Here is a 24591-nt window from a genome sequence, read left to right as displayed (position 1 = left end):
TCGCATCATGTCCCACCTGTTCGAGCCGCTCACGCTGCGTGAGATTACCCTGCCCCATCGCATCGGCATTCCGCCGATGTGCCAATACTCCGCACACGAAGGCCTTGCCAACGACTGGCATTTCGTCCATTACGGCAGCCGCGCCGTCGGCGGCGCGGCGCTGTTGATCTTCGAAGCCACCGGCGTGGTGCCGGAAGGCCGCATCAGCTTCGGCGATCTTGGGCTGTGGGACGATGCGCAGATCGAACCGCTTGGGCACATCGTCCGCTTCGTCAAGGAACACGGTTCTTTGCCGGCGATCCAGCTCGCGCATGCCGGCCGCAAGGGCGGCGTGGGCTTAGGCTGGCAGAAGCAGGCGACGCTGCCCCCGGAAGAAGGCGGCTGGATACCCGTCGCGCCTTCGGCCATTTCCTTCGGCGACGGCTACGCGGTGCCGACTGCGCTCGATGAGACCGGCATCCGCCGCGTGATCGATGCCTTCGCCGCCGCCGCGCGGCGCGCGTTGGCCGCAGGCTTTCAGCTCATCGAAGTGCATGCGGCGCACGGCTATCTATTGCATCAGTTTCTCTCGCCGCTGGCCAATCAGCGCAACGACGTGTATGGCGGCAGTTTCGAAAACCGCACGCGCCTGGTGCGCGAGGTCGTCACCGCGGTGCGCGCCGTCTGGCCGGAACGGCTGCCGCTCCTGGTGCGCCTGTCGGCCACCGACTGGGTCGAAGGAGGCTGGAACTGCGATGAAACCGTGGAATTGTGCCGTGTGCTCAAAACGCTCGGCGTCGATCTCGTCGACGTTTCGTCCGCCGGCCTCGTGCCCTGGGCGCAGATTCCCGTCGGCTCGGGCTTTCAGACCGAATTCGCCGCGCGCATCCGTCGCGAGGCGGGAATCCCGACCGCAGCGGTCGGTCTGATCACTGCGCCGCAGCAAGCCGACCACATCGTCCGGACGGGTCAGGCCGACCTGGTGCTGCTCGGCCGCGAAAGTCTGCGCGATCCCTACTGGCCCCTGCACGCCGCACAGGTGCTGGGCCAGACGATCGCGTGGCCGCGCCAATACCTGCGCGCCGCACCCGTAGGCAGCACCGGCCGCTGATGTTTCTGCCCGCATCGCTGCGTGCCTGGGGCACACCCGACTTCGCTGCCGTGCTCAAGGGCGAGCTGGCCGCGCATGCCGCCGAGCTACCGCTGCAACAAGCACTGCGGGGCACCAGCACGGTGACCGACGAGCCGCCGACCGTGCTGTTGCTGTCTGCCCGCGCCGATGCCGAATGCATCACCGCGAAGGTCGGCATCTTCTTTTCCGGCATCCTCGCCGGCTGCTCCTGCGCCGACGATCCGACGCCCGTCGAGCCGCAGACCGAATATTGCGAACTGGAGATCGAGATCGACCGGATCAGCGGAAGGGCGCGGGTGAGGTCAGAGTAGCACGCGCTCGATGCCCCCAGCGTTGGCGGCAGCGACGTAGCGGTCGAGCCAGTCGGACCCAAGAATGTTGCGCGCCAGCTCGACGACGATGTAGTCGGCCTCGATCGGCGCATCCTCGCGGTAGCGCAGCAAGCCTTGCAGGCAGCTCGGGCAGCTGGTGAGGATCTTCGTCGCAACGGGTGCCGTCTCGCCAGCGCCGAGTTTGGCGATTCCGGCGACGATCTCCTCCTGCTTGCGGAAGCGCACCTGTGTTGCCACGTCGGGCCGTGTCACCGCCAGGGTGCCGGATTCGCCACAGCAGCGGTCGTTGAGATCGACGCGGCTGCCGATGAGCCGGTTGGCGACTTCGGTGCCGTTGTAGATCTTCATCGGCGTATGGCAGGGCTCGTGATACATGAATCGCGTGCCGGGCACACCGTCGAGCCGGATGCCTTTTTCCATCAGATATTCGTGGATGTCGATGAGCCGGCAGCCGGGAAAGATCTTGTCGAACTGGTAGTTTTCCAGCTGGTCGAGGCAGGTGCCGCAGGAGACGATCACCGTCTTGATGTCGAGATAATTGAGCGTGTTGGCGACGCGATGGAACAGCACGCGGTTTTGCGTCGTAATCGCGGTGCCCTTGTCCTCATCGCCGGATGAGGTCTGCGGATAGCCGCAGCACAGATAACCCGGCGGCAACACGATCGTAGCGCCGACATGCCAGAGCATCGCTTGGGTTGCGAGCCCCACCTGCGAGAAGAGCCGCTCCGAGCCGCAACCCGGGAAATAGAACACCGCTTCGCTGTCTTCCGCCGCGCGATGTGGATCGCGGATCACCGGAATCACCGTCCCATCCTCGATGTCGAGCAGCGCGCGCGCCGTGCGGCGCGGCATGCCGGCCGGCAGGGGCTTGTTGAGGAAATGAATGACCTGCGCCTTGACGGCTGGCAGACCGAGAGAGGCGGGCGGATGGCGCGCCGTCTCCTGCGCAAGTCCCAGGGTCTTGGCGAGCGCATGACCGAGCCGCTGCGCGGTATAACCGAGATCGACGATGGCGGTCTTCAAGAGCCGGATGCGCGCCGGGTCGGTAGCGGAGAGGAAGGCCATCGCCAGTTTCGTGCCGATCGACGTCTTCTTCTTGCCGCTGCGGCGCAGGAAATTGCGCATCGCGATCGAGACGTCGCCGAAGTCGATGTCGACCGGACAGGGCTTGAGGCAGCGATGGCAGACCGTGCAGTGATCGCCAATGTCGCCGAATTCCTCGAAGTGCCTGAGCGAGATGCCGCGCCGCGTCTGCTCCTCATACAGGAAGGCCTCGATCAACAGGCCGACGCCGAGGATCTTGTTGCGCGGGCTGTAGAGCAGATTGGCGCGCGGCACGTGCGTCGAACACACCGGCTTGCATTTGCCGCAACGCAGACAGTCCTTGACCATGTCGGAGATCTTGCCGATCTCGGACTGCTCCATGATCAGCGATTCGATACCGAGCAGCGCGAACGACGGCGTGTAGGCGTTGGCGAGGTTCGCGCCGGGCAGCAGTTTGCCTTTGTTGAAGCGGCCCTGCGGGTCGATACGGCGCTTGTAGTCACGGAAAGGCTTCAGCTCCGCTTCGGAAAGGTAGTCGAGTTTGGTGATGCCGATGCCATGCTCGCCGGAGATCACGCCGCCGAGACTCTTCGCCAGTTCCATGATGCGATCGACGGTGCGATAGGCCGTCTGCAGCATCGCATAGTTGTCGGAATTGACCGGGATGTTGGTATGCACGTTGCCGTCGCCGGCATGCATGTGCAGTGCGATGAACAGGCGCGAGCGCAGCACTTCCTGGTGGATCGCCTCGATTCGCGCGCGCGTCGGGGCGTAGGCATCACCCGCGAAGATTTCTTCGAGCACCGGCTTGAGCTCGGTCTTCCAGGACACGCGCAAACGATGATCCTGCAGCGCCGGGAAGTGGGTGTCGAGATCATCGAGGTAGCCTTGCCAGCGCGCGCGCACCTCATTGACCGCGGCGAGCGCCAGCTCGCGCCGCTCATTGATCAGCGCACGCCCCGACAGGCCGGCGTCACCAACGTGCAGCGGCAGCTCGCCGGACAGGAATTCGCTGAGCGCAGCGCACAGGGCGAGCTTGTTGGCGATCGACAGCTCGATGTTCAGCCGGTCGATGCCGTCGCAATAATCCGCCATGCGCGCGAGCGGGATGACGACGTCCTCGTTGATCTTGAAGGCGTTGGTATGGCGCGAGATCGCCGCGGTGCGGGCGCGGTCGAGCCAGAACTGCTTGCGCGCCTCGGGGGTGACGGCGACGAAGCCTTCGCCGCCGCGCCGGTTGGCCATCTTCACCACTTCCGAGGTGACGCGCATCACCGCGTCTTCGTCGTCGCCGACGATGTCGCCGATCAGCACCATCTTCGGCCGGCCGTGGCGCTTGGCCTTGGTCGCGTAACCCACCGCCTTCACGTAACGTTCGTCCAGGTGCTCCAGACCCGCCAGCCGCACCCCCGCCGCCAGCCCCGCGCCGCCGGGCTTGAAGTAATCGGTGATTTCGACGATCGAAGGCACTGCTTCGCGTACCTGGCCGAAAAATTCGAGGCAGACGGTGCGGGCAACCGGCGGCATCTTGTGCAGGATCCACAGCGCCGAGGTGATCAGACCATCGGTGCCCTCTTTCTGCACGCCCGGCAGACCAGCGAGGAATTTGTCGGTGACATCCTTGCCCAGCCCGGCCTTGCGGAAGTTGGCTCCAGGAATCGTCAGCGTTTCCTCGCTGCCGATACCGCCATCGTCATTGAAACGGCGGATGCGGAAAGTCGCCGTCTCCTGCTCGTGGATCTTGCCCAGATTGTGATCGATGCGCTCGACCTCGAGCCAGCGGCCCTCGGTGTCGACCATGCGCCAGGAAGCGAGATTGTCGAGCGCGGTGCCCCACAGCACGGCTTTCTTGCCGCCGGCGTTCATCGCGATGTTGCCGCCGATACAGGACGCATCGGCCGAGGTCGGATCACAGGCGAATACCAGCCCGGCTTCCTCGGCGCGCTCCATGACGCGGCGCGTGACCACGCCGGCGCCGGTGCGGATCGTCGCATAGGGGCGAGTCAGGCCCGGCAGCACGCGCTCTTCGATCGGCCCGATGTCGATCAGTTTCTCGGTATTGATCACCGCCGAGCGGGGATCGAGCGGAATCGCCCCGCCGGTATAACCCGTGCCGCCGCCGCGGGGGATGATCGTCAGCCCCAAGGCGATGCATTCGCGCACCAGCGGCGCGATTTCCTTCTCGGCATCCGGAGTCAGCACGACGAACGGATATTCGACGCGCCAGTCGGTCGCATCGGTCACGTGGGCGACGCGCGAGAGGCCATCGAAACAGATGTTGTCACGGCGCGTGTGGCGCGAAAGACGTTCCATGACGCGCCGCCGCAAGCTGGCGGTCTCCGCGAACCATTGGGCGAAATCTTTCACCGCCTTGTCGGCCGCGGCGAGCAGTCGAGCAACCTCTTCATTGCCCTGGCGGCGCTTTTCGATCTCGGCAAGCCGGTGGCGCATCGCTTCGATCAGCGCATCGCGCCGCATGCGGGAAGCGAGCAGATCGTCCTCGAGAAAAGGATTGCGCCGCACCACCCAGATGTCGCCGAGCACCTCGTAGAGCATGCGCGCCGAGCGGCCGGTGACGCGCTGGCTGCGCAGTGCATCGAGAACCGCCCACATCTCCGCGCCGAGCAGGCGGACGACGATCTCACGGTCGGAGAACGAGGTGGTGTTGTAGGGAATTTCCCTTAAGCGGGTGGTCATGGCATCGAGCTTCGCTGCGAAGCAGCAAATTCTAACCGATCGTGTCGATGCCCCACAGCAGCGCGGCATAGCGGGCGCCCTTGCCGAGGGCCATCCACAGCATGGAGGAAAGCCAGTGAAGGCGCAGCCAGCCGGCGGCGGCGCAGAGCAGATCGCCGATCAGCGGCGCCCAGGCGAACACGAGCAGCGGCGAGCCTTGCCGCCGCAGCCAGACGACCGCGCGTGCCGTTTTGTCAGCGCCGACTTTCTGCGGCAGCCAGCGCCCCAACGCATAGGTGGTCATACCGCCCAGCGTATTGCCCAGCGTCGCCAGGGCCAGCGCCCAGACGGATTGCTCCGGATGGCCAAGGACGACGGCCAGGAACACTGCCTCGGAACCCCCCGGCAGCAGGGTCGCCGCGAGGAAGCTGGCAATGAACAAACCGGCAAGACTCGCCTCGGGAGTGAAGAGAAAAGCCATGCGCCATGTTACCCTTGCGCAAAACCCTCATTACCCCGCACCCATCATGGATTACCTGGAAAGAATCCTCAACGCCCGCGTCTACGACGTCGCCATCGAGTCGCCGCTCGAGTTCGCGCCCAACCTCTCCGCCAGGAGCGGCAACCGCGTGCTCTTGAAGCGCGAGGACATGCAGCCGGTGTTCAGCTTCAAGCTGCGCGGCGCCTACAACAAGATCGCCCATTTGACGCCGCAGCAGCGCAAACGCGGTGTGATCTGCGCTTCGGCCGGCAACCATGCCCAAGGGGTCGCGCTCGCCGCGCAGAAACTGCAGCTGCGCGCCGTGATCGTGATGCCGGTCACCACTCCGCAGATCAAGATCGACGCGGTCGAAAAGCGCGGCGCCCAGGTGGTGCTGTTTGGCGACAGTTACGATGCCGCCTATGCGCATGCGCGCGAGCTGGAAAAGCGCGAGAAGCTCGCCTTCGTGCACCCCTTCGACGATCCCGACGTGATCGCCGGCCAGGGCACGATCGGCATGGAAATCCTGCGCCAACATCCCGACCCGATCGACGCGGTGTTCTGCTGTGTCGGCGGCGGCGGGCTGATCTCTGGTGTGGCCGCCTACATCAAGCGGCTGCGGCCGCAGACGCAGATCATCGGCGTCGAAGCCGCCGATGCCGATGCGATGGACCGCTCGCTCAAAGCCGGCAAGCGTGTGCGGCTCGACCAGGTCGGCCTGTTCGCCGACGGCGCGGCGGTGAAGATGGTCGGCGAGGAGACCTTCCGGCTCTGTCGCGAATATGTCGACGAGATGGTGCTGGTCGACACCGATGCCATCTGCGCGGCGATCAAGGACGTCTTCGAGGACACACGCTCGATCCTGGAACCCGCCGGCGCATTGGCGGTGGCCGGCGCCAAGGCTTGGGCGGCGCGCCACAAGGCGCATGGCAGGACGCTCATCGCCGTCGCCTCGGGTGCGAACATGAATTTCGACCGGCTGCGCTTCGTCGCCGAACGCGCCGAAGTCGGCGAGCAGCGCGAAGCGATATTTGCCGTCACACTGCCGGAAAAGCCCGGCAGCTACCGGAAATTCGTCTCATTGATCGGCAATCGCAACATCACCGAATTCAACTACCGCTACCACGACCCACAGGCTGCACACGTCTTCGTCGGCATCCAGGTCCATCACCGCAGCGAGGCGACGAAACTGGCCGAGATGCTGCGCCGTCACGGCTATGCCACGCTCGATCTCACCGACGACGAAATGGCCAAGTCGCACATCCGTCACATGGTCGGCGGCCATGCCCCGCAGGCGAAGGACGAGCTGCTCTACCGTTTCGAATTCCCCGAACGCCCCGGCGCGCTGATGAACTTCCTCAACAAAATGAGCGCCGGCTGGAACATCAGCCTGTTCCATTACCGCAACCACGGCGCCGACACCGGGCGGGTGCTGGTCGGCATGCAAGTGCCGCCCAAGGAGATGCGCGAATTCCACGCCTTTCTCAAGAACCTTGGCTACCGCTACTGGGAAGAATCGAAGAACCCAGCCTACCGACTGTTCCTTGGCTGAAGCGGCGCAAAAAAGCCAGCGCAAGGCTGGCTTCCGAGAATTGGTGGTGATGGGGGGACTTGAACCCTCGACCTACGGATTATGAATCCGTCGCTCTAACCGGCTGAGCTACATCACCACGAAGGGGCGGAATTATCCCGGTCGGCCGCCGGCCTTGTCAAGTTCGACGCGGGACGCGACAATGCGCGCATGGATTACGACCTGATCATCGTCGGCGGCGGCCTCGCCGGTCTGTCTCTGGCCGTGGCGCTGCGCAAGAGTCGCCTGAGAATCGCCCTCATCGAGTCTCATCCGCCCATGCGGCCGCAAGGCTGGGATGCGCGCGTGTATGCGATCAGCCCGGCCAACGTGCGCTTTCTCGATGAAATCGGCATCTGGCGGCATCTCGATTTAGGGCGCTGCCAGAAGGTCGTGCGGATGTCGGTGCATGGCGATCGCGGCGGCGCGTTGGAGTTCTCGGCCTATGAAAGCGGCGTGGAAGCGCTGGCGTGGATCATGGAATCCTCGCTGTTGCAGGGCGAGCTGTGGGAGACCGCGAAGCGTCAGGGCAATGTCGATCTGCTCTGTCCCGCTGCGCCTGCGTTGCTCGACATCGGCGACAGCGAAGCGGTGCTGGAACTGCTTGATCACCGGACGCTCAGCGCCAAACTGATCGTCGCCGCCGATGGCGCGGATTCCTGGACGCGCGCCGCGGCCGGCATCGAGGTCGAATTCCGGCCTTACGAGCAGATGGGCGTGGTGGCGAATTTCCGCGCTGGCCAAGCGCATTTTGGCACCGCCTGGCAATGGTTCCGCGCCGACGGCATCCTGGCCTATCTACCGCTACCGAATGATCTGGTTTCGATCGTCTGGTCGACGCCGACCGCGCATGCGAAAGGATTACTCTCCCTCGAGCCGGCCGCATTCTGCGATCGGGTCGCCGCGGCGGGCTTTTACCGACTCGGCGCGCTGGAGCTCGTCACGCCGCCGACCGGCTTCCCGCTGCGGCTGATGCGCGCGCCACGCACCGTTGCGCCGCGGCTGGCGTTGATCGGCGATGCGGCGCATACGATCCATCCGTTGTCGGGCCACGGCATCAATCTCGGCTTCCAGGATGCCAAGAGCCTGGCGGAAACCCTCGCCGCCTGTCCCGAGCACGTCGATTGCGGCGATCTCCATTGGCTGCGCCGCTACGAGCGCGCCCGCCGCGAGGAGGTCGTCGCGCTACAATCCGTCACCCACGGCTTGCAGCGCCTGTTCGCCGTGCCGCAACTGCCCGTCGCTGCGCTGCGCAATCTTGGCATGAACCTTTTCGACCGCTTGCCGGTCATAAAGGACGTTCTTGCCCGCTATGCGATGGGCTGAGCTTCATCCTCAACCTTGGAGAACTCATGAAGATCAAAGCAATCATCGGCAGCCTGGCTGCCTTGGTGCTCGCCCAGGCTGCGTTGGCCGGCGAAGCGGATGTCAAGAAGACCGTCGATTCGGTGCTCGCCGAACTGTTCGGTCCCGGCACCAAGGCCGACGCGGTGCGCAAGCTCGACAAGTTCAACCTCTATGAGATCCAGATCGGCGGCGACCTGCTCTACACCGACGAGAAAGTCGACTTCCTGATCAACGGCGACGTCCTCGACGTGCACGCGAAGAAAAACCTCACCGAGGAGCGCAAGCAGAAGCTCTCGCAGGTGAAGTTTTCCGATCTGCCGCTCGATCTGGCGGTCAAGCAGGTGAAAGGCAATGGCAAACGGCTGCTGGTCACCTTCGAGGATCCAAACTGCACCTACTGCCGCAAGCTGGCGAAGGAACTGCAGGGGGTGACCGACGTGACGATCTACACGTTCCTCTATCCGATCCTCTCGCCGGACTCGACCGAGAAAGCGAAGAACGTCTGGTGTGCCAGCGACCGTGCCAAAGCTTGGATCGATCTGATGCTCGAAGGCAAGCAGCCGGCCAGCGCCAATTGCAACCATCCAACAGAAAAAGTCGTCGCGCTTGGCCGCAAGCTCAATATCCGCGGCACCCCGGCGCTGATCTTCGCCGACGGCACGCGCATCCCAGGCTATATGCCGGCGGCGATGCTCGAAAAAGCCCTCGACAAGGGCAGCGCGAACATCAAGTGACGCTGGATGCTGGCGGGGTGCCGCCCCGCCAGCGCCGACTCTACGAAGCAGGTCGGTGCCCGGCGGGACGCCCTGGTTTTCCGCCAGCACCGATTTTTAGCCGCTCGATCCGGTTTCTGCCAGCTGGAGGTCTTACCAGAGCGTGTCGCGTTCGGCACTCGCCGAGACCTTGTGGATCGAAAGGTCCGCCCCCTCGAATTCTTCTTCGGCATCGAGACGGATGCCGACGGTCTTCTTGAGAACGCCATAGACGGCAAGCCCGCCGCCAAAGGCGATCGCCACGCCGAGCAGCGTGCCGATGATCTGGCTCATCAAGGCTACGCCGCCCAGGCCGCCGAGCGCCTGTGCGCCGAAGATGCCCGCGGCAAGCCCACCCCAGGCGCCGCACAGGCCATGCAAGGGCCACACACCCAGCACGTCATCGACCTTCCAGCGATTCTGCGTGATCGTAAACATCACGACGAACAGGGCGCCGGCGATGCCGCCGGTGATCAGGGCGCCGAGCGGGTGCATCAGATCTGAACCGGCACAGACGGCCACCAGACCGGCGAGCGGGCCGTTATGCACGAAGCCCGGGTCGTTCCTGCCGACGACCAGCGCGACCAGCGTCCCCCCCACCATCGCCATCAGGGAATTCATCGCGACGAGGCCGGAAACTTTTTCCAGCGTCTGCGCGCTCATCACGTTGAAGCCGAACCAGCCGACGATCAGGATCCAGGCGCCTAGGGCGAGGAAGGGAATGCTGGAGGGTGGATGCACGCCGGCGATGCCACCATCCTTGTGATAGCGGCCGCGCCGCGCGCCGAGCATCAGCACTGCAGCGAGTCCGATCCAGCCGCCGACCGCATGCACCACCACCGAGCCGGCGAAGTCGTGGAATTCCGCGCCGAACGTCGCCGTAAGCCAAGACTGGATGCCGAAGGCCTGATTCCAGGCGATGCCCTCGAAGAAAGGATAAACGAAGCCCACCAGCAGGAAGGTGGCGGCCAGTTGGGGGGTGAATCTGGCGCGTTCGGCAATGCCGCCCGAGACGATCGCCGGGATCGCCGCCGCGAAGGTGAGCAGGAAGAAGAACTTGACGAGATCGTAGCCGTTTCTGGCCATCAGCGTTTCCGCACCGGAAAAGAAATGCACGCCGTAGGCAATGCCGTAGCCGATGAAGAAATAAGCTAGCGTCGACACCGAGAAATCGCACAGGATCTTGACCAGCGCATTGACCTGGTTCTTGCGCCGCACGGTGCCGAGCTCGAGGAAGGCGAAGCCGGCGTGCATCGCCAGGATCATGATCGCGCCGAGCAGGATGAACAATACGTCTGCGGAAGTCTTGAATTGCTCCATTTGAGTGCCCCGAAGTCACAAACGAGCACAGCAGAAGCAACAAGCGTTCCATAGATTAATTACCTATACATCAATGAGTTATATTGATATCGCTCAGACATTGCACCATTTGCGTGCGCAGATTGCACTTGAATGGTGCGATCTCAGTAGTGGGCGTCAGAATCCCACATGTCGGACGTGAAACGCACCACCTTGTTGCGCCCAGTGGTCTTGGCTTTGTAAAGCGCGACGTCGGCGAATTTGACCACCTGCCAGAAGGTATCCGAATCGCCTGGATATTCGGCTACGCCGATCGAGATGGTTTTCTGCAACATGCCGCCGGGCAATGGGATCTTGGTGGCCTCGACCTCGGCGCGGATCTTCTCGGCGACCTTCAGGGCGTCTTCCGCGCCGGTGTCGAGCAGCAGGACCAGAAACTCCTCGCCGCCGTAGCGCACCGCCATGTCGGAGCTGCGCACGTTGCGCACCAGGATGTCGGCAAGCGTCTTGATCACCTTGTCGCCGGCCTCGTGGCCGTGCGTATCGTTGACCTGCTTGAAGAAATCGAGATCGAGCATCAAGACGGAGAACGGGCTCTTCCGGCGCTGACTGCCCGCCACCAGGGCGCTGACGTATTCTTCGAGGAAGCGGCGGTTGTAAAGCCCAGTCATCGCATCGCGCAGCGCATTTTCGCGCAGATGCTCCATCAGCCGCTTGGCTTCGAGCACCGGGCCGGCTTCGCGCAGATAGACAGCGATGAACGGCACCATCAGGCGCGTCAATTCGGCCTCCTCTCTGGTGACGACGATCTGTACCACGCAGCCAGCCATGCCGGACTGGATCATCGGCAGGCAGATGTGCGTATCCCCTTCCGCACCCGGGCGGAACATCGTGCATAAGCCCGGCTGGGCGATGGCATCGACCTCGTGGCCGGTGCGCTTGGCACGGCAGAAGCTCGCATCGACGAGGATCTGCGGATCACACCAGCGGCAGCTCGCCCCCATCTCGCCATCGACGAGCATCGGCGTCATGCGGTTCTTGCTGTTGGCGATCTCGTAGATCGAGTAGCGTTTGATGTCGAACTTGCGCTCGAGGACATCGCCCAAACGCCGGTAGATCTCATGCTTGGTCTGGTCTTCCTCGATCGCCTGTTTGAACTGCGATGCTTCGACGAGGCTGTCGACCATCTCGGTGGTCAGCACCAGCTGATTGCCCCCCTGATCGCAACGCTGACCGATGAGCTGGCTGACGCGCGACTGGATCCTCGTGATTTCCCGCTCCAGGAAATCCATCAGCTTGTCGATGTTGCTGGCGATCTCGCCGACCTCGTCGGTGCTCGTCTGACGGATGCGGCCGGAAAAGTTGCCGCCGACCGCCTGGGAGGTGACATTGCGCACCGCCTCGGCGGTTTCCGAGAGTGGATTCAACATGCGTCGCAACAGATAAAGGGAGAGCAGCGCAGCGAGGAAAACGATCAGGCTGACGAAGGCAACGGCGAAGAGGCCTTCGTGACGGACTTCTTTGAGGGCGATGTCGATGCTCACCGCGCCGAGGACCGTGCCGTTGGTCACGGCATGACATTGCAGGCAGTTCGGGATGCCTTGGTCATTGGCGATGTAGGGAATGACGGCATGGAAGATCGGCCCATCGTCGGCAGCGACGACCTCGACGATCTCCTTCCCCGTGGCGAATGCCCGTTCGATGTCATCGCTGCGGGAGGTTTCTGCCGCCAGCCCTTGCCCGAACTGATCGATGACCGCCTTGCCGCGGACCACGCGCACCTCGAGGACGCCGGGCACGCTCGCCACGCGGGAAAGGAACTGCTGGCGCTTGTCGATCGTGCCGTTGATCATGCTCTCGGTGAGCCCGACCTTGATGGTTTCGGCCACCGAGCGCGCATGCCGCTCGGCCATGTAGAGCGAAAAGCGGCGGTAACTGAAAGCCGACAGCGCCGTCAGCATCACGACCAGCAAGGCTAGGATGACGACGAAGAACAGCGTGGCTTTGTGCTTCAGTTTGTTCAGAATCCTTCCTCCCTTCGACTCAGACCGGATTCTATGCCTTTCGTTAGGGTTCGTACCAGCGAGGCAGCATTACCCACATCTTGCCTTTCTGGCGCATCCTGCCGGCCAGCGAGCCCGCCTCCGGCCCGCTGCCCCAGAAGAAATCGGCGCGCACCGGGCCGCGGATCGCCCCGCCGGTATCCTGTGCCAGCATCAGCCGGGCGAGCGTCTCCAGGTCATTCGGGCGCGTCGTCGCCAACCAGACCGGTGCGCCCAATGGGATGAAGCGCGGATCGACGGCAATGCTGCGCTCGGGTGTGAGCGGCACGCCCAGGGCCCCAGGAGGGCCTTTCCCGATTTCGCCCGGCGGGCCGCTGCCATCGATGGGCAGCTCGCGGAAGAAGATGAGGCTCGGATTGACCTCGAGCAATTCGCGCAGCCGCTCGGGATGCCGTTCGGCCCAAGCCTTGATCCCTTGCATCGAGGCTTCGTGGGGTTTGAGCTCATTCTGCTCGATCAGCCAGCGGCCAATCGAGCGATAGGGATGGCCGTTCTGGTCGGCATAGCCGATCCTGACTCGGCTGCCATCGTCGAGCACGACCTGCCCCGATCCTTGGATTTGCAGGAAGAAAAAGTCGATCGGGTCATCGACCCACATCAGCGCCCGGTCGGCGCGTTTGTCCTCTTCCGCCGCCCATTCGGCGCGGCTGAAATACGGAATCAGCCGCCGGCCCTCGAGCCGGCCGCGCAACCGCAGGTTCTTCAGCTCCGGGTAGAGGCTGGAAAGATCGACGATGATCAGATCCTCCGGCGGGCCGAACACCGGAGTCAGATACGGCGCCTTTTTCGTGCGGCTGCCGCGCACGACCGGCTCGTAATAACCGGTGATCAGTCCTTCGCGCGAACCGTCCGGATTGACGAGCGCCCACGGGCGGAAGTTCGCCTCGAACCAGGCTTTCGCTGCGCCGGGTGCCGTCATTCCAGCGCCGACTTTCTGAGCCGACTCGCAGGTCGATAGCCACAAGGGCCGTTTGGCGAGCGTCACACACTGGGCCTTGAAGAGCGCCAGCACCGCAGCGTGATCCTCGCCCTCCCAGCCCGGCAGCTCGGCCCAATTCGCCGGCTGCAGCGGTTTTTCGGCCGGCGCAGGCGTCACGACGCCCGGGCAGGGCGGGCAGGTGGTTGGCGCTGGGGCGATGGCACAACCGGCAAGCCAGACGAGAAGTGCTAAATTCCAAAGCTTCACGACCGGAAGCTTACCCGATGCAAGGACTCGAAGCCCTCATCCGCCGTCTCGAAAGCCTCGTCGAGCGCGCCGAAAACCTTTTGCCACCGCCCCCCGCCCCGCCCGACTGGTCGGCCATCGCCTACCGTTGGCGCGGCCGCCTCATGCCCGTGCCTCATCCGCACATGATTCGACTGGCCGACTTGAAGGGCGTCGATGAACAAAAGGCGGCGATCGACCGCAACACGCGCCAGTTCGTCGCCGGCCGGCCGGCGAACAACGTGCTCTTGACTGGGGCGCGCGGCACCGGGAAATCCTCGCTCGTCAAAGGCGTACTCGCCAAATATGCCAGGCGCGGCCTGCGGCTGATCGAGGTCGATCGCGACGATCTCGTCGATCTGCCGGAGATCATCGAGCTCATCGCCGGCCGTCCCGAACGCTTCGTCGTTTTCTGCGACGACTTGTCGTTCGACGCGTCGGAACCCGGCTACAAGGCTTTGAAGAGCGCGCTCGACGGCTCGATCGCCGGCGCGCCCGAAAATCTGCTGATCTACGCCACCTCGAACCGCCGCCATCTGATGCCCGAACGGATGAGCGAAAACCTCGAGGCGACCCGTGGCCCGGAGGGCGAAATCCATCCCGGCGAGACCACCGAGGAAAAAATCTCGCTTTCCGAGCGCTTCGGCCTGTGGCTGTCGTTCTATCCGTTCGACCAGGATGCTTACCTGGCCATCTGCGTGCATTGGCTGCGCCAGTTCGGCGTCGATGAAAAGTCGGCGCTGGCGGCACGGCAGGAAGCGCTGCAATGGGCCTTGCAACGCGGCAGCCGTTCCGGCCGCGTCGCCTGGCAGTTCGCGCGCGACTATGCCGGCAGGATCAAGTGAAGATCACGCGCGTCGCCGCCGCGGTCGTCCTCCGCGAAGACGGCAGCTTCCTGCTCGGCCGGCGTAGCGCCAATACCTTCTATCCGGGCTACTGGGAGTTTCCCGGCGGCAAGGTCGAAGCGGGTGAGACGCCGCGCGAAGCACTGATGCGCGAGCTCGCCGAGGAGCTCGGCATCGAGGTCATCGCGGCCACGCCCTGGATCGTGCGCGAGCATGTCTATGAACATGCCCACGTGCGGCTCTATTTCTTCCGGGTGACACAGTGGCGCGGCGAGTTGCGCGATCATGTCCATGCCGCGCTCGAATGGCAGCATCCCGGCGCGACGACCGTGGCGCCCATGCTGCCGGCCAACGCGCCGGTGCTCGCCGCGCTTGCGCTGCCGGAGATGTATGGCATCACCCATGCATGGCAGATCGGCACGGCGGAACAGCTTTCCCGCCTCGATGCCGCGCTCGAGCGAGGATTGAAGCTCGTCCAGCTCAGAGAAAACGCCCTGCCGGAAATGCAGCGCGAATCCTTCGTCGCCGCGGCAGTGGCGCGTTGCCGGCAATACGGCGCGCGCGTGCTGGTCAATGGCGACGCCCAGCTCGCCCGCGCGAGCGGCGCCGATGGTCTTCATTTGCCTGCACGCCAGCTCATGGCAATGTCCTATCGCCCGCCTTTCCCGCTCGTCGCCGCATCCTGTCACGACCGGCGCGAGTTGGAACACGCCGCGCGTCTCGGGCTCGACTTCGCCGTGGCCGGGCCAGTGTTGCCGACGGCGAGCCATCCCGATGATGCCGGCATCGGCTGGGAGCATTTCGCGGCGCTGATCAGCGATCTTCCGCTGCCGGTGTATGCGATTGGCGGCCTCTCACCCGCCGATCTGCCGGCGGCGCAGGCCCTCGGCGCTCAGGGCATCGCCGCTATCCGCGCGGCGTGGCGTCCGGCTCCGGCGCGCTGAAGTCGTCGGGCGGCGCCGTGCCCGGAATGCGGTATTCGTCGTTCGCCCAGGCGCCGAGGTCGATCTTCTTGCAGCGTTCCGAACAGAACGGCCGGAAGGGGCTTTGCGGCCCCCAGGGCACTGGCTTGCCGCATTGTGGGCAGTTGACGATGCGGGCTTGCGTCACAGATTGCAGAAGGTCAGCTCGAAAAAGATGTCGGTCTCGGTCTGACGCGGGCGCATTTCGGTATCGGGCACCGTGAAGCGGATGTTGAGCGCATATTTGTTGGCGCTGATCTCTGGCACGGCGGCCTGACTCTTCGGCACGCGCAGGCGGATGAGCTGGGCGGTACGCCCAGAGAGCATCAGCTGAAAGGAACCGCGCACCGCGCACTGCTGCTCCGGATGGCCCGAAGCGCGCAACAGGCGTAGCACGATGCCCAGACCATCGCGCAGCGGCAACAGCGGCCCCACCCAGCCTTCCAGATCACTGCGGCGCTGCCCCGGGTCGCGGTTGAGCCAATAGTGGTAGGCGGGCAGATCGAATTCGCAGACGCCGCCAGGAATGCCGCTGCGGTTCTTGATGCTCATCAGCCATTCGTTCTCGCGCAGGTGCTGGCCGGTCTTGCCCTGCATCGCCAAGAGCGCCGTCGAGGCCTGCTCGATTTCATAGAGGGCGCCATTCAACGCCTCTTCGGAAATGTCCGGGTTGTTGCGGAAGGAAAGCAGCGTCTGACGCTGGCGTTCGAGCTCCTGGACCAGATCGATCTTCAGATCGGCGCGGCTGACCACCTCGAAGATGTCGAACAGCGTGACCAATGCCACATGGTGGGACTCAGGATCGTCCGAGCGCATGAAATGAACGGTGCGGTCGAACAGATCCTCGAGTCGCAGCAAGGTGCGGATGCGCTCGTTCAAGGGGTAATCGTAGGTGATCACGCGGCGGCTCGTGGCTGAATTCTTCGAATTCTGACCGAAATATCCCCAAATCTCAACTTGAACCCAGATTGTCCATTGAGAGCGGGCTGATTCACCATGAGCATCCGATACGATCATTTCAACGCCCTACGCGGCGGTTTTCGGGCTGCGGGCGGCATCTTTGCGCCCCCGCGTATCGCCAGGCACCGCTATTGGCTCGTCGCGGTAACGCAAACCTGCTCGCCCTCGCCTTTTGATACCCGCTCGCGTTCCAATGGACAATCTGGGTTGAACTCGGGCAGAAAGTGCCCGCAATCATGGAGTTCGCGACGATTCCTGACGCGCTCTCGCCATCAACCGGTATTTTTCGTGCAATGAGGCGACCTGGGCATCGAGCTCGGCAAGTCCCCGTGAGTTGTCGATGACATCGTCCGCGGCAGTAAGACGTGCCACGCGGCTTGCCTGCGCCGCGATGATCGCTTGCACCTCCTCGCGCGACAAACCGCTTCTGGCCATCACACGCGCGATCTGGATTTCCTCCGGACAATCGACGACGCAGATACGATCGACGCGCGAGCGGAAATCCCCCGCTTCGATGAGCAGCGGCACCACGAGGATGAGATATTCGGCATTGGCACAACGGCTCACATGCGCCTCGCTTTCGGCGCGGATCATCGGATGCAGGATCGCTTCGAGCCGTTTGCGCGCGTTTGGGTCGGCGAATACCCAACGGCGCATCGCGGCGCGGTCGAGCGCGCCATCGCTCGTCAACACTGCATCGCCGAATGCCGCACGGATCGGCGCGATCGCGGCGCCGCCCGGCGCGGTCAGCGCGCGGGCGATCGCGTCGGTATCGACGATCGGAACCCCGCGCGCGGCGAAACGCTCGGCAGCCGCGCTCTTGCCGCTGCCGATGCCGCCGGTGAGACCGACGACGAAGCTCATTCCCGCTTGGCGACGGAAAGCTTCTCGGGCGCCAGCTGCTGCATAAGCCGCGCCGGCTCGCGTCCGGCCTCCTGGCTGCCGGCATAGCCCTGGCCCCAAAGGAACAGCACGATGTTCGCGAACAGCAGGATCAGGAAAGCAAGGCGCATGGCCAAGATTAGTCGATTTTTGGCAAATGGGCGAGCGAAGCCTGGATCGCCTCGGCCGGATACTCGAAGTCCTCGAGCTTGCCGGCGAAGTAGCTCTCGTAGGCGCTCATGTCGAAATGGCCGTGACCGGAGAGGTTGAAGAACAGCACCTTCGGCTCGCCGGTCTGTTTGCAGCGTAGCGCCTCGTCGATGGTCGCGCGGATGCCGTGGCAGGATTCGGGCGCCGGGATGATGCCCTCGGCGCGCGCGAACATCACGCCGGCCTCGAAGGTCGCCACCTGCGGCACGGCGATCGCCTCGATGAGCTTTTCGTGATAGAGCTGCGAGACCAGCGGGCTGTCGCCGTGGTAGCGCAAACCGCCGGCGTGGATACCCGGCGGCATGAAGTCGTGGCCGAGCGTGTACATCTTCATCAGCGGCGTGTAGCCGGTCGCATCGCCGAAGTCGTAGGCATAGACACCTTTGGTCAGCGTCGGACACGAGGCCGGCTCGACCGCGACACAACGTAGCTTCTCGGCGCGCTTGTCGCCCGCCACCTTGTCGGCGAGGAAGGGAAAGGCCGCGCCGCCGAAGTTCGAGCCGCCGCCGCAGGGCGCGAAGATCATGTCGGGGTAGAGGCCGATCTTCTCGAACTGCTTTTTCGCTTCCAATCCGATCACGGTCTGATGCAGGATCACGTGATTGAGCACGGAGCCCAGCGCATACTTGGTGCCGGGCACGGTCACCGCCTCCTCGACCGCCTCCGAGATCGCGATGCCGAGGCTACCGGGGTTGTCCGGATCTCTCTCCAGGATGTCGCGGCCGGCGCGGGTCAGATTGGTCGGACTGGCTACCACCTCGCCGCCCCAGGTCTGCATCATCAGACGCCGATAGGGTTTCTGTTCGTAACTTACCTTGACCATGAAGATGCGCACCGGCAGGCCGAACATCTGGCCGGCCAGCGCCAATGACGAGCCCCACTGGCCTGCGCCGGTCTCGGTCACCAGCCGCTGCGTGCCGGCGATCTTGTTCAGATAGGCTTGCGCGACCGCGGAATTGGGCTTGTGCGAGCCCGCCGGCGAGACGCCTTCATACTTGTAGAAGATCTTCGCCGGCGTGCCGAGCATCGCTTCCAGCCGCTCAGCGCGATACAAGGGGCTGGGGCGCCACAGCGCGTAGATCTTGCGCACCTCATCGGGAATCGGAATCCAGCGCTCGGCGCTCATTTCCTGTTCGAGGATGGGCCCCGGAAAGATCGCCAGCATCTTGTCTGGCGTGACCGGCTGACCGTCGGGGCCCAAGGGCGGGGCCGGCGGACTCGGCAGATCGGCGGCGACGTTGTACCAATGCGTCGGAATTTCGGATTCGTCGAGGATGATGCGCGTTCGAGCCATGATGTTTTCCCTCCCTTCAAGCGTCGTCGAAAATCCTGGAACCATACTTCATCGACGCGTGCAGTCAAGAGGCTACCCCGACCTCGTCCCACGCGGGGCTGAAATAGTTGCATACTTGGCTTCGCAAGCAACGCAATGGGAGGCAATGTCATGAACTACCCGTGGGTGTGGATGGCCGGGTTGTTTTTCTCGTCCTGGAGCGCGTGGGCGGGACAGGATTTCAACTGCATGCAAGGCTGTCTCGGCCAAGGGTATGACCGCAATTACTGTCTCGGCGTGTGCGCCACGAGTTCTCCCCCCAATCAAGGCGGCATGCTCGATCAGCCGGGCTTGCCGAAGAACCCAGCCTTCGAAGAGCTGCAGCCCAACACACCCAGGCAGCCGCTACCAACCATCGCCGATCCAAAATGCATGAAGGACTGCCAGCGCCGCGGCTACGATTACCTGTTCTGCTTGAAACGCATCTGCGCGTATGCGCCGTATTGAGGCGGCCTCCGGTGTGAAAACGCTGCTTGCCCGCCCGCCGTTGCTGGCTTTGTCCATCGCCCTCGTCGCCATGGGGATCTGTTTCGTCTCGCTCAAAGCAGGCTGGGCCGATCGACTGGAAAATTTTTATCTCGATGCCTGGCATCGCCTGGCCGGCAAGCGCTTCGAGCCCAGTCATGCCGCGTTGGTGATCATCGACGATGCCTCTCTCGCCAAAAACGCCGACACCCCGTTGATTTTTTGGACGCCCTTGTTCGCGCGAGCGATCGATACGCTGCGGGTGGTCAAGGCGCGTGTCGTCGTGCTCGATTTCATCTTTTCCGGCAGCCCGGAGACATGGCTGGCCAAACTCGGCGCTGGCGATACGGCAGCGGTGCGCCAATACGATCGCGGGTTTCGCAGCGCCTTGAATGGCGGCCGGATCGTGCTGGCCGGTTATCTCGTCGGCGAAGGCGCTTCGACCGACGATTTCATCCTACCCAGTCCAGATTATCTGCTTTCCCTGCCGGAACAAGATGTCGCCGCGCATGTCGGCCTGGCGAATTTGACACTCGATGCCGACAGCGTCGTGCGCCACTTTCGCAGCCGACTGCCGATCGGTGACGAGATGCGCCAGGCCGGTCTGCCAGAGGCTACACTGGCGGCGCTGGCGGCGCGGCAAGCCGGCAAGACCGATCTGCCGGGCGAGCGCCGCCGCATCGTTTTCGCCGGCCCGCCGGGCAGTTTTCCGACCATTTCGTTTGCCACGCTGCTGGCGCCGGAGGCTCACAAGCGTCCGGAAATCCAAGCCTTGCGCGACAAGGTGGTGATCGTCGGCGCCGGTTACGCCGGCATGAACGACGTGCATCCGACGCCCTACTCGAATACCTTCGGTGCCGTCGACCGGATGATGCCCGGTCCCGAGATCCAGGCCAACATCGTCGAAACCCTGCTGGCAGAGCGCCATGTGCGCTCGCTACCGGCAACGCTGGCGATGCTCACGGTGTTCTTCGTGGCCTGGGGGAGTGTCTATGTCCTCTTGCGTTACGGTTTTCTACCGGCGGGGGCAGTGGGGTTGCTCTGGTGCTTGCTCGTCGCTTGGGGCGCCTATCGCGCATTCTTGGACGATTGGGACATACCGGCCGCCCAGATGCAGCTGAGCCTGGTCCCCGCGCTACTCCTGGCCGGCTTAGCCAAATTCTCACGTGCCGAGCGCGAAAAGCGGCACCTCTCGGCGCTCTTCGGCCGTTATGTTTCGCCCTCGGTGATGCAAACCCTGCTCGAGCATCCCGAGATGCCGGGGCTGGGCGGGCAACGGCGCGAAGTCACGGTGCTTTTTTCGGACATCCGTGATTTCACGACGTTGTCTGAGCGGCTCGAGCCAGAGGAAGTCGTCGAGCTGCTCAACGAATATTTCGAACGCGCCTGTGCGGCATTGCTCGCCGAGGAGGCAACCATCGACAAATTCATCGGCGACGCGGTGATGGCCGAATTCGGCGCGCCCTTGGTGCAGGCCGATCACGCCGAACGGGCATTGCGTGCCGCTTTGAAACTGCTTGCCACGGCGCGCGAGTTTTCGCACTGGGTCCAGGCGCGTTTCCCGAATCGCAATCTGCCGCATTTCGCAATCGGCATCGGCATTCACAGCGGCCCGGCGGTGATCGGCAACATCGGCTCGTCGCGCCGCATGGAATACACGGCGGTCGGTGACACCGTCAATACCGCCTCGCGTCTCGAAGGGATGACGAAAGTCGTCGGCTGTCCGATCCTCACCAGCGCCGCGACGCTAGCGGCGATTACGCACCCCGAGGCTTTTCATTTCGGCAAGCGCCATCGCCTGTCGGTGAAGGGCAAGCAGGCTGAAATCGAGGTGGTCGAACTTTGGCCGCCCAAGGAAGAGGAGGCGAAACGATGAAGCGATCTTGGCTGGGCGCGCTCGCCTTACTCGTTGCTCTGGGCGCGAATGCGGCAGATGGGCAGGACGCGCGCATCGCTTCCGCCCGACGCCTGATCGATGCCGGCGATGGTCACAAGGCATTGCGGCTGCTCCTGCCAGCAGCGCGCCAGGGCGATCCTGATGCGGCCTATTGGCTGGGCCGGTTGTATTTCTATGACCAGGCGGGAGTGGCGCGCAACGACCGCGAGTCGTTCCGCTGGTTCTCGCGCGCGGCACAAGCCGGTCACGCCGGCGGCCAGTACAAGCTCGGCAGCCTCTATTACCTGGGGCGTGGTACGCAACGGGACGTGCGCCAGGCACTCCGCTGGTGGGCAAAGGCGGCGCTCCAGGGGCACCCGGAAGCGCTCAACAACCTCGGTGCCTTGTTGTCGATCGGGGAAGGCATCGAAGCCGACCCCGAGCTGGGACTTGCATTGCAAATGATGGCGGCGCAAGGAGGCTCCGAAGCGGCGCAACAGAATTTACGCAACAAGGGAGAAAACGAAGCGGCGCGTTCATTGGCGCGGCAATTCGTGGAACGGCCGGAGCTGCTCAGGGCGCGCCTGGGCAAGTTGCTCGACTGATTCACTTGCCGCCGATCGCGCCGACGCGGTTGCCTGCCGCGTTCTGTTGTCCGACGGCCGTGGCGGTCGCCCCTTGCGAGCGCGCGTCGAGTCGGGTATTGCCGGTGATATTGACTCCACCCCTGCTCGATTGCTGCGCTCCCCTGGGTGTCGCCACAGCAGGCGTGGTCGGGTAAGGATTCGAAGCTGCCGTACCGCCAGCAGGGGCCTTGGCATTGGGGGCGGTCAGCGGCGGCAACGGCGCATCACTCGTGAAACCGCGGGGGTGACTGGAGCGTGGCACGGGCGTCTCCTGAACCATGCCGGCACTATTGGCCGCGCGCTCGTGCGATCGCGATGCGGCCAATAACATGACAGGCGCCTCCTCGGCCAGGATGGGATGATTGGCCAAAATCGTCATCAGTGGGAAAGCCAGCTTGCACAGCGCGAATCTCGCCATCGGGGTGCTCCCAAAGAAAAAACGGCGCCGGCCGCGCGGGCGAGCGCCGTATCGACTTCAACGCAGATTACTTGCCGCCGATCTGACCGACGGTGTTTTCGGCCTTGTTGCCCTTGCCAACGGCAACGGCAGTCTGCTTGCCGGCCACCGCGTTGATGTTGGTGTTGCCCTTGATGGTGGTGCCGCCCTTGATCGCGCCGACGGTGTTCTTGGCGGTATTGCCCTTGCCTACGGCAACGGCGGTCTGCTGGCCGGCCACCGCGTTGATGTTGGTATTGCCCTTGATTTCTGTCTTGCCCGCATCAGCGGCAAAGGCAAGCGCGGAAGCGGCAGACAGGATGGTTGCAAGCACGAGTTTCTTCATGGCGATCTCCTTCATAGAAGTGGTGGGAAAAACCCTCAACCGAGGATGCGGAACTGCACCCTGCGGTTTTTGGGATCGGTGGGCTCACGACCCGGCAATGGCTCCATCGGGCCCTTGCCAACGGGCATCAGACGCGACGGATCGATGCCGAAATGGTCGATGAGATAGTTGGTCACGGAATACGCGCGCTCGCGCGAGAGCGTCATGTTGCGCTGATAGCTGCCCGAGATATCGGTATGTCCCTCGACGAGCAGGCGGATGCTCGGATCCTTCTGCATCAAACCGGCGATCGACTGCAGGAAAGGAATGGATTCGGGCAGGATCTGCGCGCTATTGACCTTGAACTGGATCGGAAACGCGATCGCATCGTCAGAGGCCTGCACAGATTGCGCGGCAGCCGCCGGCTGAGGTGCGGCAGTCGCCATCGCGGGCGCCTGCGTCGGCATCGCCTGAGGCGCTGGAGAAGGCGCTACCGCTTGCTGCGGTGCGGGCGCCGCTTCGGTAGGTGCGGAATCACCGAAAACGATCGCGCGAGTCTTGAATTTTTTCTGCTCGGCCTTGCCGCCCCCAAGAAGTTTCTGCTGCAGCTCTTCGGGCGTGGGCGCCTTTTCATAGACCGTCACATCGGCTGCGGCAACGGATGAGAACAAACAGGCAACGATCACGACGAGCGCGTTTTTCATTTTAGGGAAACGGGAGCGCGGTTCATTTGCAGACATTGATGATCTCCTTCGCCGTCACGATGGTTTCCTTCGAATCCTTGCCGCCCTGCGTCGCACCGACGTTCATCGTGCAGGTACCGGCTCTCTTGCTGCCGATATTGACTTGTGTCTGCTGCTTTTGCATCGCCTCGGCGCCACTTTGCTGATAGCCTTTCGCAATCGCCTTGTTGACTTTCGATTGGCCACGCGGATTGAGGTGTGTGCCTTCATTGAAGGCCCAGGCAGGCACGGCCAGCAATGCCAAAAGCCAAGCGAGATTACGATGGTTCATCTTCTCTCTCCTCTCTAACAGGCTGTTGAAAATCTACTGCGGTGGCCATCTGCGGCGTTGCGCGGTGCTCGCTCCCTCGCCTATCTTATTGATATGTCTCGGTCGCTGCGCACCAAACGCCTTGCATCTGGCCATCCTCGTGACGTTTTTCAACGGCCTGCTAATTGCAGCCATCGACGCCCTTGGTGCCGATGTTGATGCAGCCCTTCTGGCCGGCGCCGCCGACGACGTTGGTGACGTTGCCGACCCCGACCGTGACATTCCCTTTCCCGCCTTTGACGACACCGACATTGGTCTTCGCAGTGTTGCCCGCGCCGGTAGCGATCGTCGTCATGTTACCGACCGCGGCATTGATCTGTGTCTTGCCCGCGGTGTTCTGCGCCACACCGATGTTGCTCTGCGCCTTGTTGCCCACCCCCGCAGCGACCGTCGTCTGCGCGCCGGCCACCGCATTGATCTCGGTGCTGCCACCCGTGCTGCCCTTCACTGCACCGACGGTGCTCTGCGCCTTGTTGCGGGCGCCGACGGCAACCGAGGTCTGGGCGCCCGCCACGGCATTGATCTGGGTATTGCCACGCACGACCCCACCTTGCGTCTGCGCCCAGGCCAGAAAAGGCAAGCACACTGTCAAACACAAAACAGCACGTTTCATCGCACTCTCCTTGCAGGAGGAAAACGCCGTTGCATACTCACAGGTTGACATCCTTTCGTTTTGCATTGAAGGCCAACGTCTCTCGCCATGAGTTGACATGGATCAACATTGCATAAGATTAAACGG

25 protein-coding genes and 1 tRNA gene are annotated in these 24591 nt (G+C 63.6%); 10 read left to right on the top strand and 16 right to left on the bottom strand.

What is annotated here, in order from left to right:
* Positions 1 to 7: 7 nt before the first annotated feature.
* Positions 8 to 1090 (top strand): NADH:flavin oxidoreductase/NADH oxidase, encoded by a 1083-nt coding sequence (locus EL335_RS01180; RefSeq protein WP_126443857.1) that lies wholly within the window; start codon positions 8 to 10, stop codon positions 1088 to 1090.
* Positions 1090 to 1422 carry a hypothetical protein gene (locus EL335_RS01175; RefSeq protein WP_284155396.1) on the top strand — a complete coding sequence of 111 codons (333 nt, stop codon included), beginning with the start codon at positions 1090 to 1092 and terminating at the stop codon, positions 1420 to 1422. Before EL335_RS01180 ends, EL335_RS01175 begins: the two co-directional genes overlap by 1 nt.
* Here EL335_RS01175 and EL335_RS01170 read toward each other — a convergent pair.
* Together EL335_RS01170 and EL335_RS01165 are read right to left on the bottom strand one after the other, a co-directional pair.
* Complete coding sequence (locus EL335_RS01170; RefSeq protein WP_126443856.1) at positions 1414 to 5184, bottom strand: DUF3683 domain-containing protein; 3771 nt, start codon at positions 5182 to 5184, stop codon at positions 1414 to 1416. The two genes, EL335_RS01175 and EL335_RS01170, sit on opposite strands and share 9 nt — an antisense overlap.
* Positions 5185 to 5215: 31 nt before the next feature.
* The gene (locus tag EL335_RS01165) at positions 5216 to 5644 is read right to left on the bottom strand and encodes a YqaA family protein (protein ID WP_126443855.1); all 429 of its coding nucleotides are present in this window, start codon (positions 5642 to 5644) and stop codon (positions 5216 to 5218) included.
* Between the two features lie 46 nt (positions 5645 to 5690).
* Between EL335_RS01165 and ilvA the strand changes: the two genes are divergently transcribed.
* Entirely contained in the window at positions 5691 to 7196 is a 1506-nt protein-coding gene (ilvA, locus tag EL335_RS01160; RefSeq protein WP_126447582.1) for a threonine ammonia-lyase, biosynthetic, read from the top strand.
* Between the two features lie 41 nt (positions 7197 to 7237).
* Here the strand turns inward: ilvA and EL335_RS01155 are convergent.
* Positions 7238 to 7314: transfer RNA gene (locus EL335_RS01155), tRNA-Met, on the bottom strand.
* 71 nt (positions 7315 to 7385) lie between these two features.
* On the opposite strand from EL335_RS01155, the gene EL335_RS01150 reads away from it, so the two are divergent.
* Positions 7386 to 8540, top strand: coding sequence for a UbiH/UbiF family hydroxylase (locus EL335_RS01150; protein ID WP_126443854.1), 1155 nt, complete (start codon positions 7386 to 7388; stop codon positions 8538 to 8540).
* A gap of 26 nt (positions 8541 to 8566) precedes the next feature.
* Complete coding sequence (locus EL335_RS01145; RefSeq protein WP_126443853.1) at positions 8567 to 9295, top strand: DsbC family protein; 729 nt, start codon at positions 8567 to 8569, stop codon at positions 9293 to 9295.
* Between the two features lie 132 nt (positions 9296 to 9427).
* Here EL335_RS01145 and EL335_RS01140 read toward each other — a convergent pair whose 3' ends face one another.
* The 3 genes from EL335_RS01140 to mltA form a co-directional block, all read right to left on the bottom strand.
* Entirely contained in the window at positions 9428 to 10633 is a 1206-nt protein-coding gene (locus EL335_RS01140; RefSeq protein WP_126443852.1) for an ammonium transporter, read from the bottom strand.
* A gap of 143 nt (positions 10634 to 10776) precedes the next feature.
* Entirely contained in the window at positions 10777 to 12573 is a 1797-nt protein-coding gene (locus EL335_RS01135; RefSeq protein ID WP_126447580.1) for a GGDEF domain-containing protein, read from the bottom strand.
* A 106-nt stretch (positions 12574 to 12679) separates the two neighbouring features.
* Entirely contained in the window at positions 12680 to 13861 is a 1182-nt protein-coding gene (mltA, locus tag EL335_RS01130; protein WP_172599987.1) for a murein transglycosylase A, read from the bottom strand.
* Between the two features lie 17 nt (positions 13862 to 13878).
* On the opposite strand from mltA, the gene EL335_RS01125 reads away from it, so the two are divergent.
* On the top strand, positions 13879 to 14724 hold the full coding sequence (locus EL335_RS01125) for an ATP-binding protein (protein ID WP_126443851.1): 846 nt from the start codon (positions 13879 to 13881) through the stop codon (positions 14722 to 14724).
* The gene (locus EL335_RS01120) at positions 14721 to 15668 is read left to right on the top strand and encodes a Nudix family hydrolase (RefSeq protein WP_284155395.1); all 948 of its coding nucleotides are present in this window, start codon (positions 14721 to 14723) and stop codon (positions 15666 to 15668) included. The genes EL335_RS01125 and EL335_RS01120 overlap by 4 nt, the downstream gene beginning before the upstream one ends.
* On the opposite strand, the gene yacG is transcribed toward EL335_RS01120, so the two are convergent.
* From yacG to EL335_RS01100, 5 genes are all read right to left on the bottom strand, one after another.
* A complete protein-coding gene (yacG, locus tag EL335_RS01115; RefSeq protein WP_126443849.1) occupies positions 15631 to 15834 on the bottom strand; it encodes a DNA gyrase inhibitor YacG in 204 nt (67 codons plus the stop codon). The two genes, EL335_RS01120 and yacG, sit on opposite strands and share 38 nt — an antisense overlap.
* Positions 15831 to 16586, bottom strand: a complete 756-nt coding sequence (zapD, locus tag EL335_RS01110) for a cell division protein ZapD (RefSeq protein ID WP_126443848.1) — start codon at positions 16584 to 16586, stop codon at positions 15831 to 15833. The genes yacG and zapD overlap by 4 nt, the downstream gene beginning before the upstream one ends.
* Before the next feature lie 294 nt (positions 16587 to 16880).
* On the bottom strand, positions 16881 to 17510 hold the full coding sequence (coaE, locus tag EL335_RS01105; RefSeq protein WP_126443847.1) for a dephospho-CoA kinase: 630 nt from the start codon (positions 17508 to 17510) through the stop codon (positions 16881 to 16883).
* Positions 17507 to 17659, bottom strand: a complete 153-nt coding sequence (locus EL335_RS14260) for a hypothetical protein (protein WP_172599986.1) — start codon at positions 17657 to 17659, stop codon at positions 17507 to 17509. Before EL335_RS14260 ends, coaE begins: the two co-directional genes overlap by 4 nt.
* Positions 17660 to 17667: 8 nt before the next feature.
* Positions 17668 to 19032 (bottom strand): TrpB-like pyridoxal phosphate-dependent enzyme, encoded by a 1365-nt coding sequence (locus EL335_RS01100; RefSeq protein ID WP_126443846.1) that lies wholly within the window; start codon positions 19030 to 19032, stop codon positions 17668 to 17670.
* 150 nt (positions 19033 to 19182) lie between these two features.
* Here EL335_RS01100 and EL335_RS01095 point away from each other — a divergent pair, with 150 nt between their 5' ends.
* The 3 genes from EL335_RS01095 to EL335_RS01085 are packed head-to-tail and all read left to right on the top strand — an operon-like array spanning position 19183 to position 22017.
* On the top strand, positions 19183 to 19518 hold the full coding sequence (locus EL335_RS01095; protein WP_126443845.1) for a hypothetical protein: 336 nt from the start codon (positions 19183 to 19185) through the stop codon (positions 19516 to 19518).
* Positions 19505 to 21412 carry an adenylate/guanylate cyclase domain-containing protein gene (locus EL335_RS01090; protein ID WP_126443844.1) on the top strand — a complete coding sequence of 636 codons (1908 nt, stop codon included), beginning with the start codon at positions 19505 to 19507 and terminating at the stop codon, positions 21410 to 21412. The genes EL335_RS01095 and EL335_RS01090 overlap by 14 nt, the downstream gene beginning before the upstream one ends.
* Positions 21409 to 22017 carry a tetratricopeptide repeat protein gene (locus tag EL335_RS01085; RefSeq protein ID WP_126443843.1) on the top strand — a complete coding sequence of 203 codons (609 nt, stop codon included), beginning with the start codon at positions 21409 to 21411 and terminating at the stop codon, positions 22015 to 22017. Before EL335_RS01090 ends, EL335_RS01085 begins: the two co-directional genes overlap by 4 nt.
* A 1-nt stretch (position 22018) precedes the next feature.
* On the opposite strand, the gene EL335_RS01080 is transcribed toward EL335_RS01085, so the two are convergent.
* The 5 genes from EL335_RS01080 to EL335_RS01060 all read right to left on the bottom strand — a co-directional run bounded on the left by EL335_RS01080 (position 22019) and on the right by EL335_RS01060 (position 24465).
* Positions 22019 to 22456, bottom strand: coding sequence for a RodZ family helix-turn-helix domain-containing protein (locus EL335_RS01080; RefSeq protein WP_126443842.1), 438 nt, complete (start codon positions 22454 to 22456; stop codon positions 22019 to 22021).
* A 67-nt stretch (positions 22457 to 22523) separates the two neighbouring features.
* The gene (locus EL335_RS01075) at positions 22524 to 22820 is read right to left on the bottom strand and encodes a hypothetical protein (RefSeq protein WP_126443841.1); all 297 of its coding nucleotides are present in this window, start codon (positions 22818 to 22820) and stop codon (positions 22524 to 22526) included.
* A 35-nt stretch (positions 22821 to 22855) separates the two neighbouring features.
* Positions 22856 to 23539: an OmpA family protein gene (locus EL335_RS01070; protein WP_126443840.1), complete on the bottom strand. Its 684-nt coding sequence runs from the start codon at positions 23537 to 23539 to the stop codon at positions 22856 to 22858.
* A complete protein-coding gene (locus EL335_RS01065) occupies positions 23526 to 23813 on the bottom strand; it encodes a hypothetical protein (RefSeq protein ID WP_126443839.1) in 288 nt (95 codons plus the stop codon). The genes EL335_RS01070 and EL335_RS01065 overlap by 14 nt, the downstream gene beginning before the upstream one ends.
* Positions 23814 to 23973: 160 nt before the next feature.
* Positions 23974 to 24465 carry a hypothetical protein gene (locus tag EL335_RS01060; RefSeq protein ID WP_126443838.1) on the bottom strand — a complete coding sequence of 164 codons (492 nt, stop codon included), beginning with the start codon at positions 24463 to 24465 and terminating at the stop codon, positions 23974 to 23976.
* Positions 24466 to 24591: the final 126 nt, after the last annotated feature.

It is taken from the genome of Sulfuricystis multivorans, assembly GCF_003966565.1.
GTDB classification, from domain to species: Bacteria; Pseudomonadota; Gammaproteobacteria; order Burkholderiales; family Rhodocyclaceae; genus Sulfuricystis; species Sulfuricystis multivorans.
Note: the sequence above shows the minus strand (reverse complement) of the source record. Positions and strands in the feature narration are given on the sequence as shown.

Excerpts from the sequence above, each read along its gene's own strand:
- EL335_RS01180 (WP_126443857.1), top strand. The coding sequence starts at position 8 with ATGTCCCACCTGTTCGAGCCGCTCACGCTGCGTGAGATTACCCTGCCC.
- EL335_RS01175 (WP_284155396.1), top strand. The coding sequence starts at position 1,090 with ATGTTTCTGCCCGCATCGCTGCGTGCCTGGGGCACACCCGACTTCGCT.
- EL335_RS01170 (WP_126443856.1), bottom strand. The coding sequence starts at position 5,184 with ATGACCACCCGCTTAAGGGAAATTCCCTACAACACCACCTCGTTCTCC.
- EL335_RS01165 (WP_126443855.1), bottom strand. The coding sequence starts at position 5,644 with ATGGCTTTTCTCTTCACTCCCGAGGCGAGTCTTGCCGGTTTGTTCATT.
- ilvA (WP_126447582.1), top strand. The coding sequence starts at position 5,691 with ATGGATTACCTGGAAAGAATCCTCAACGCCCGCGTCTACGACGTCGCC.
- EL335_RS01150 (WP_126443854.1), top strand. The coding sequence starts at position 7,386 with ATGGATTACGACCTGATCATCGTCGGCGGCGGCCTCGCCGGTCTGTCT.
- EL335_RS01145 (WP_126443853.1), top strand. The coding sequence starts at position 8,567 with ATGAAGATCAAAGCAATCATCGGCAGCCTGGCTGCCTTGGTGCTCGCC.
- EL335_RS01140 (WP_126443852.1), bottom strand. The coding sequence starts at position 10,633 with ATGGAGCAATTCAAGACTTCCGCAGACGTATTGTTCATCCTGCTCGGC.
- EL335_RS01135 (WP_126447580.1), bottom strand. The coding sequence starts at position 12,573 with ATGCTGACGGCGCTGTCGGCTTTCAGTTACCGCCGCTTTTCGCTCTAC.
- EL335_RS01125 (WP_126443851.1), top strand. The coding sequence starts at position 13,879 with ATGCAAGGACTCGAAGCCCTCATCCGCCGTCTCGAAAGCCTCGTCGAG.
- coaE (WP_126443847.1), bottom strand. The coding sequence starts at position 17,510 with ATGAGCTTCGTCGTCGGTCTCACCGGCGGCATCGGCAGCGGCAAGAGC.
- EL335_RS14260 (WP_172599986.1), bottom strand. The coding sequence starts at position 17,659 with ATGCGCCTTGCTTTCCTGATCCTGCTGTTCGCGAACATCGTGCTGTTC.
- EL335_RS01100 (WP_126443846.1), bottom strand. The coding sequence starts at position 19,032 with ATGGCTCGAACGCGCATCATCCTCGACGAATCCGAAATTCCGACGCAT.
- EL335_RS01095 (WP_126443845.1), top strand. The coding sequence starts at position 19,183 with ATGAACTACCCGTGGGTGTGGATGGCCGGGTTGTTTTTCTCGTCCTGG.
- EL335_RS01090 (WP_126443844.1), top strand. The coding sequence starts at position 19,505 with ATGCGCCGTATTGAGGCGGCCTCCGGTGTGAAAACGCTGCTTGCCCGC.
- EL335_RS01085 (WP_126443843.1), top strand. The coding sequence starts at position 21,409 with ATGAAGCGATCTTGGCTGGGCGCGCTCGCCTTACTCGTTGCTCTGGGC.
- EL335_RS01080 (WP_126443842.1), bottom strand. The coding sequence starts at position 22,456 with ATGGCGAGATTCGCGCTGTGCAAGCTGGCTTTCCCACTGATGACGATT.
- EL335_RS01075 (WP_126443841.1), bottom strand. The coding sequence starts at position 22,820 with ATGAAGAAACTCGTGCTTGCAACCATCCTGTCTGCCGCTTCCGCGCTT.
- EL335_RS01070 (WP_126443840.1), bottom strand. The coding sequence starts at position 23,539 with ATGTCTGCAAATGAACCGCGCTCCCGTTTCCCTAAAATGAAAAACGCG.
- EL335_RS01065 (WP_126443839.1), bottom strand. The coding sequence starts at position 23,813 with ATGAACCATCGTAATCTCGCTTGGCTTTTGGCATTGCTGGCCGTGCCT.
- EL335_RS01060 (WP_126443838.1), bottom strand. The coding sequence starts at position 24,465 with ATGAAACGTGCTGTTTTGTGTTTGACAGTGTGCTTGCCTTTTCTGGCC.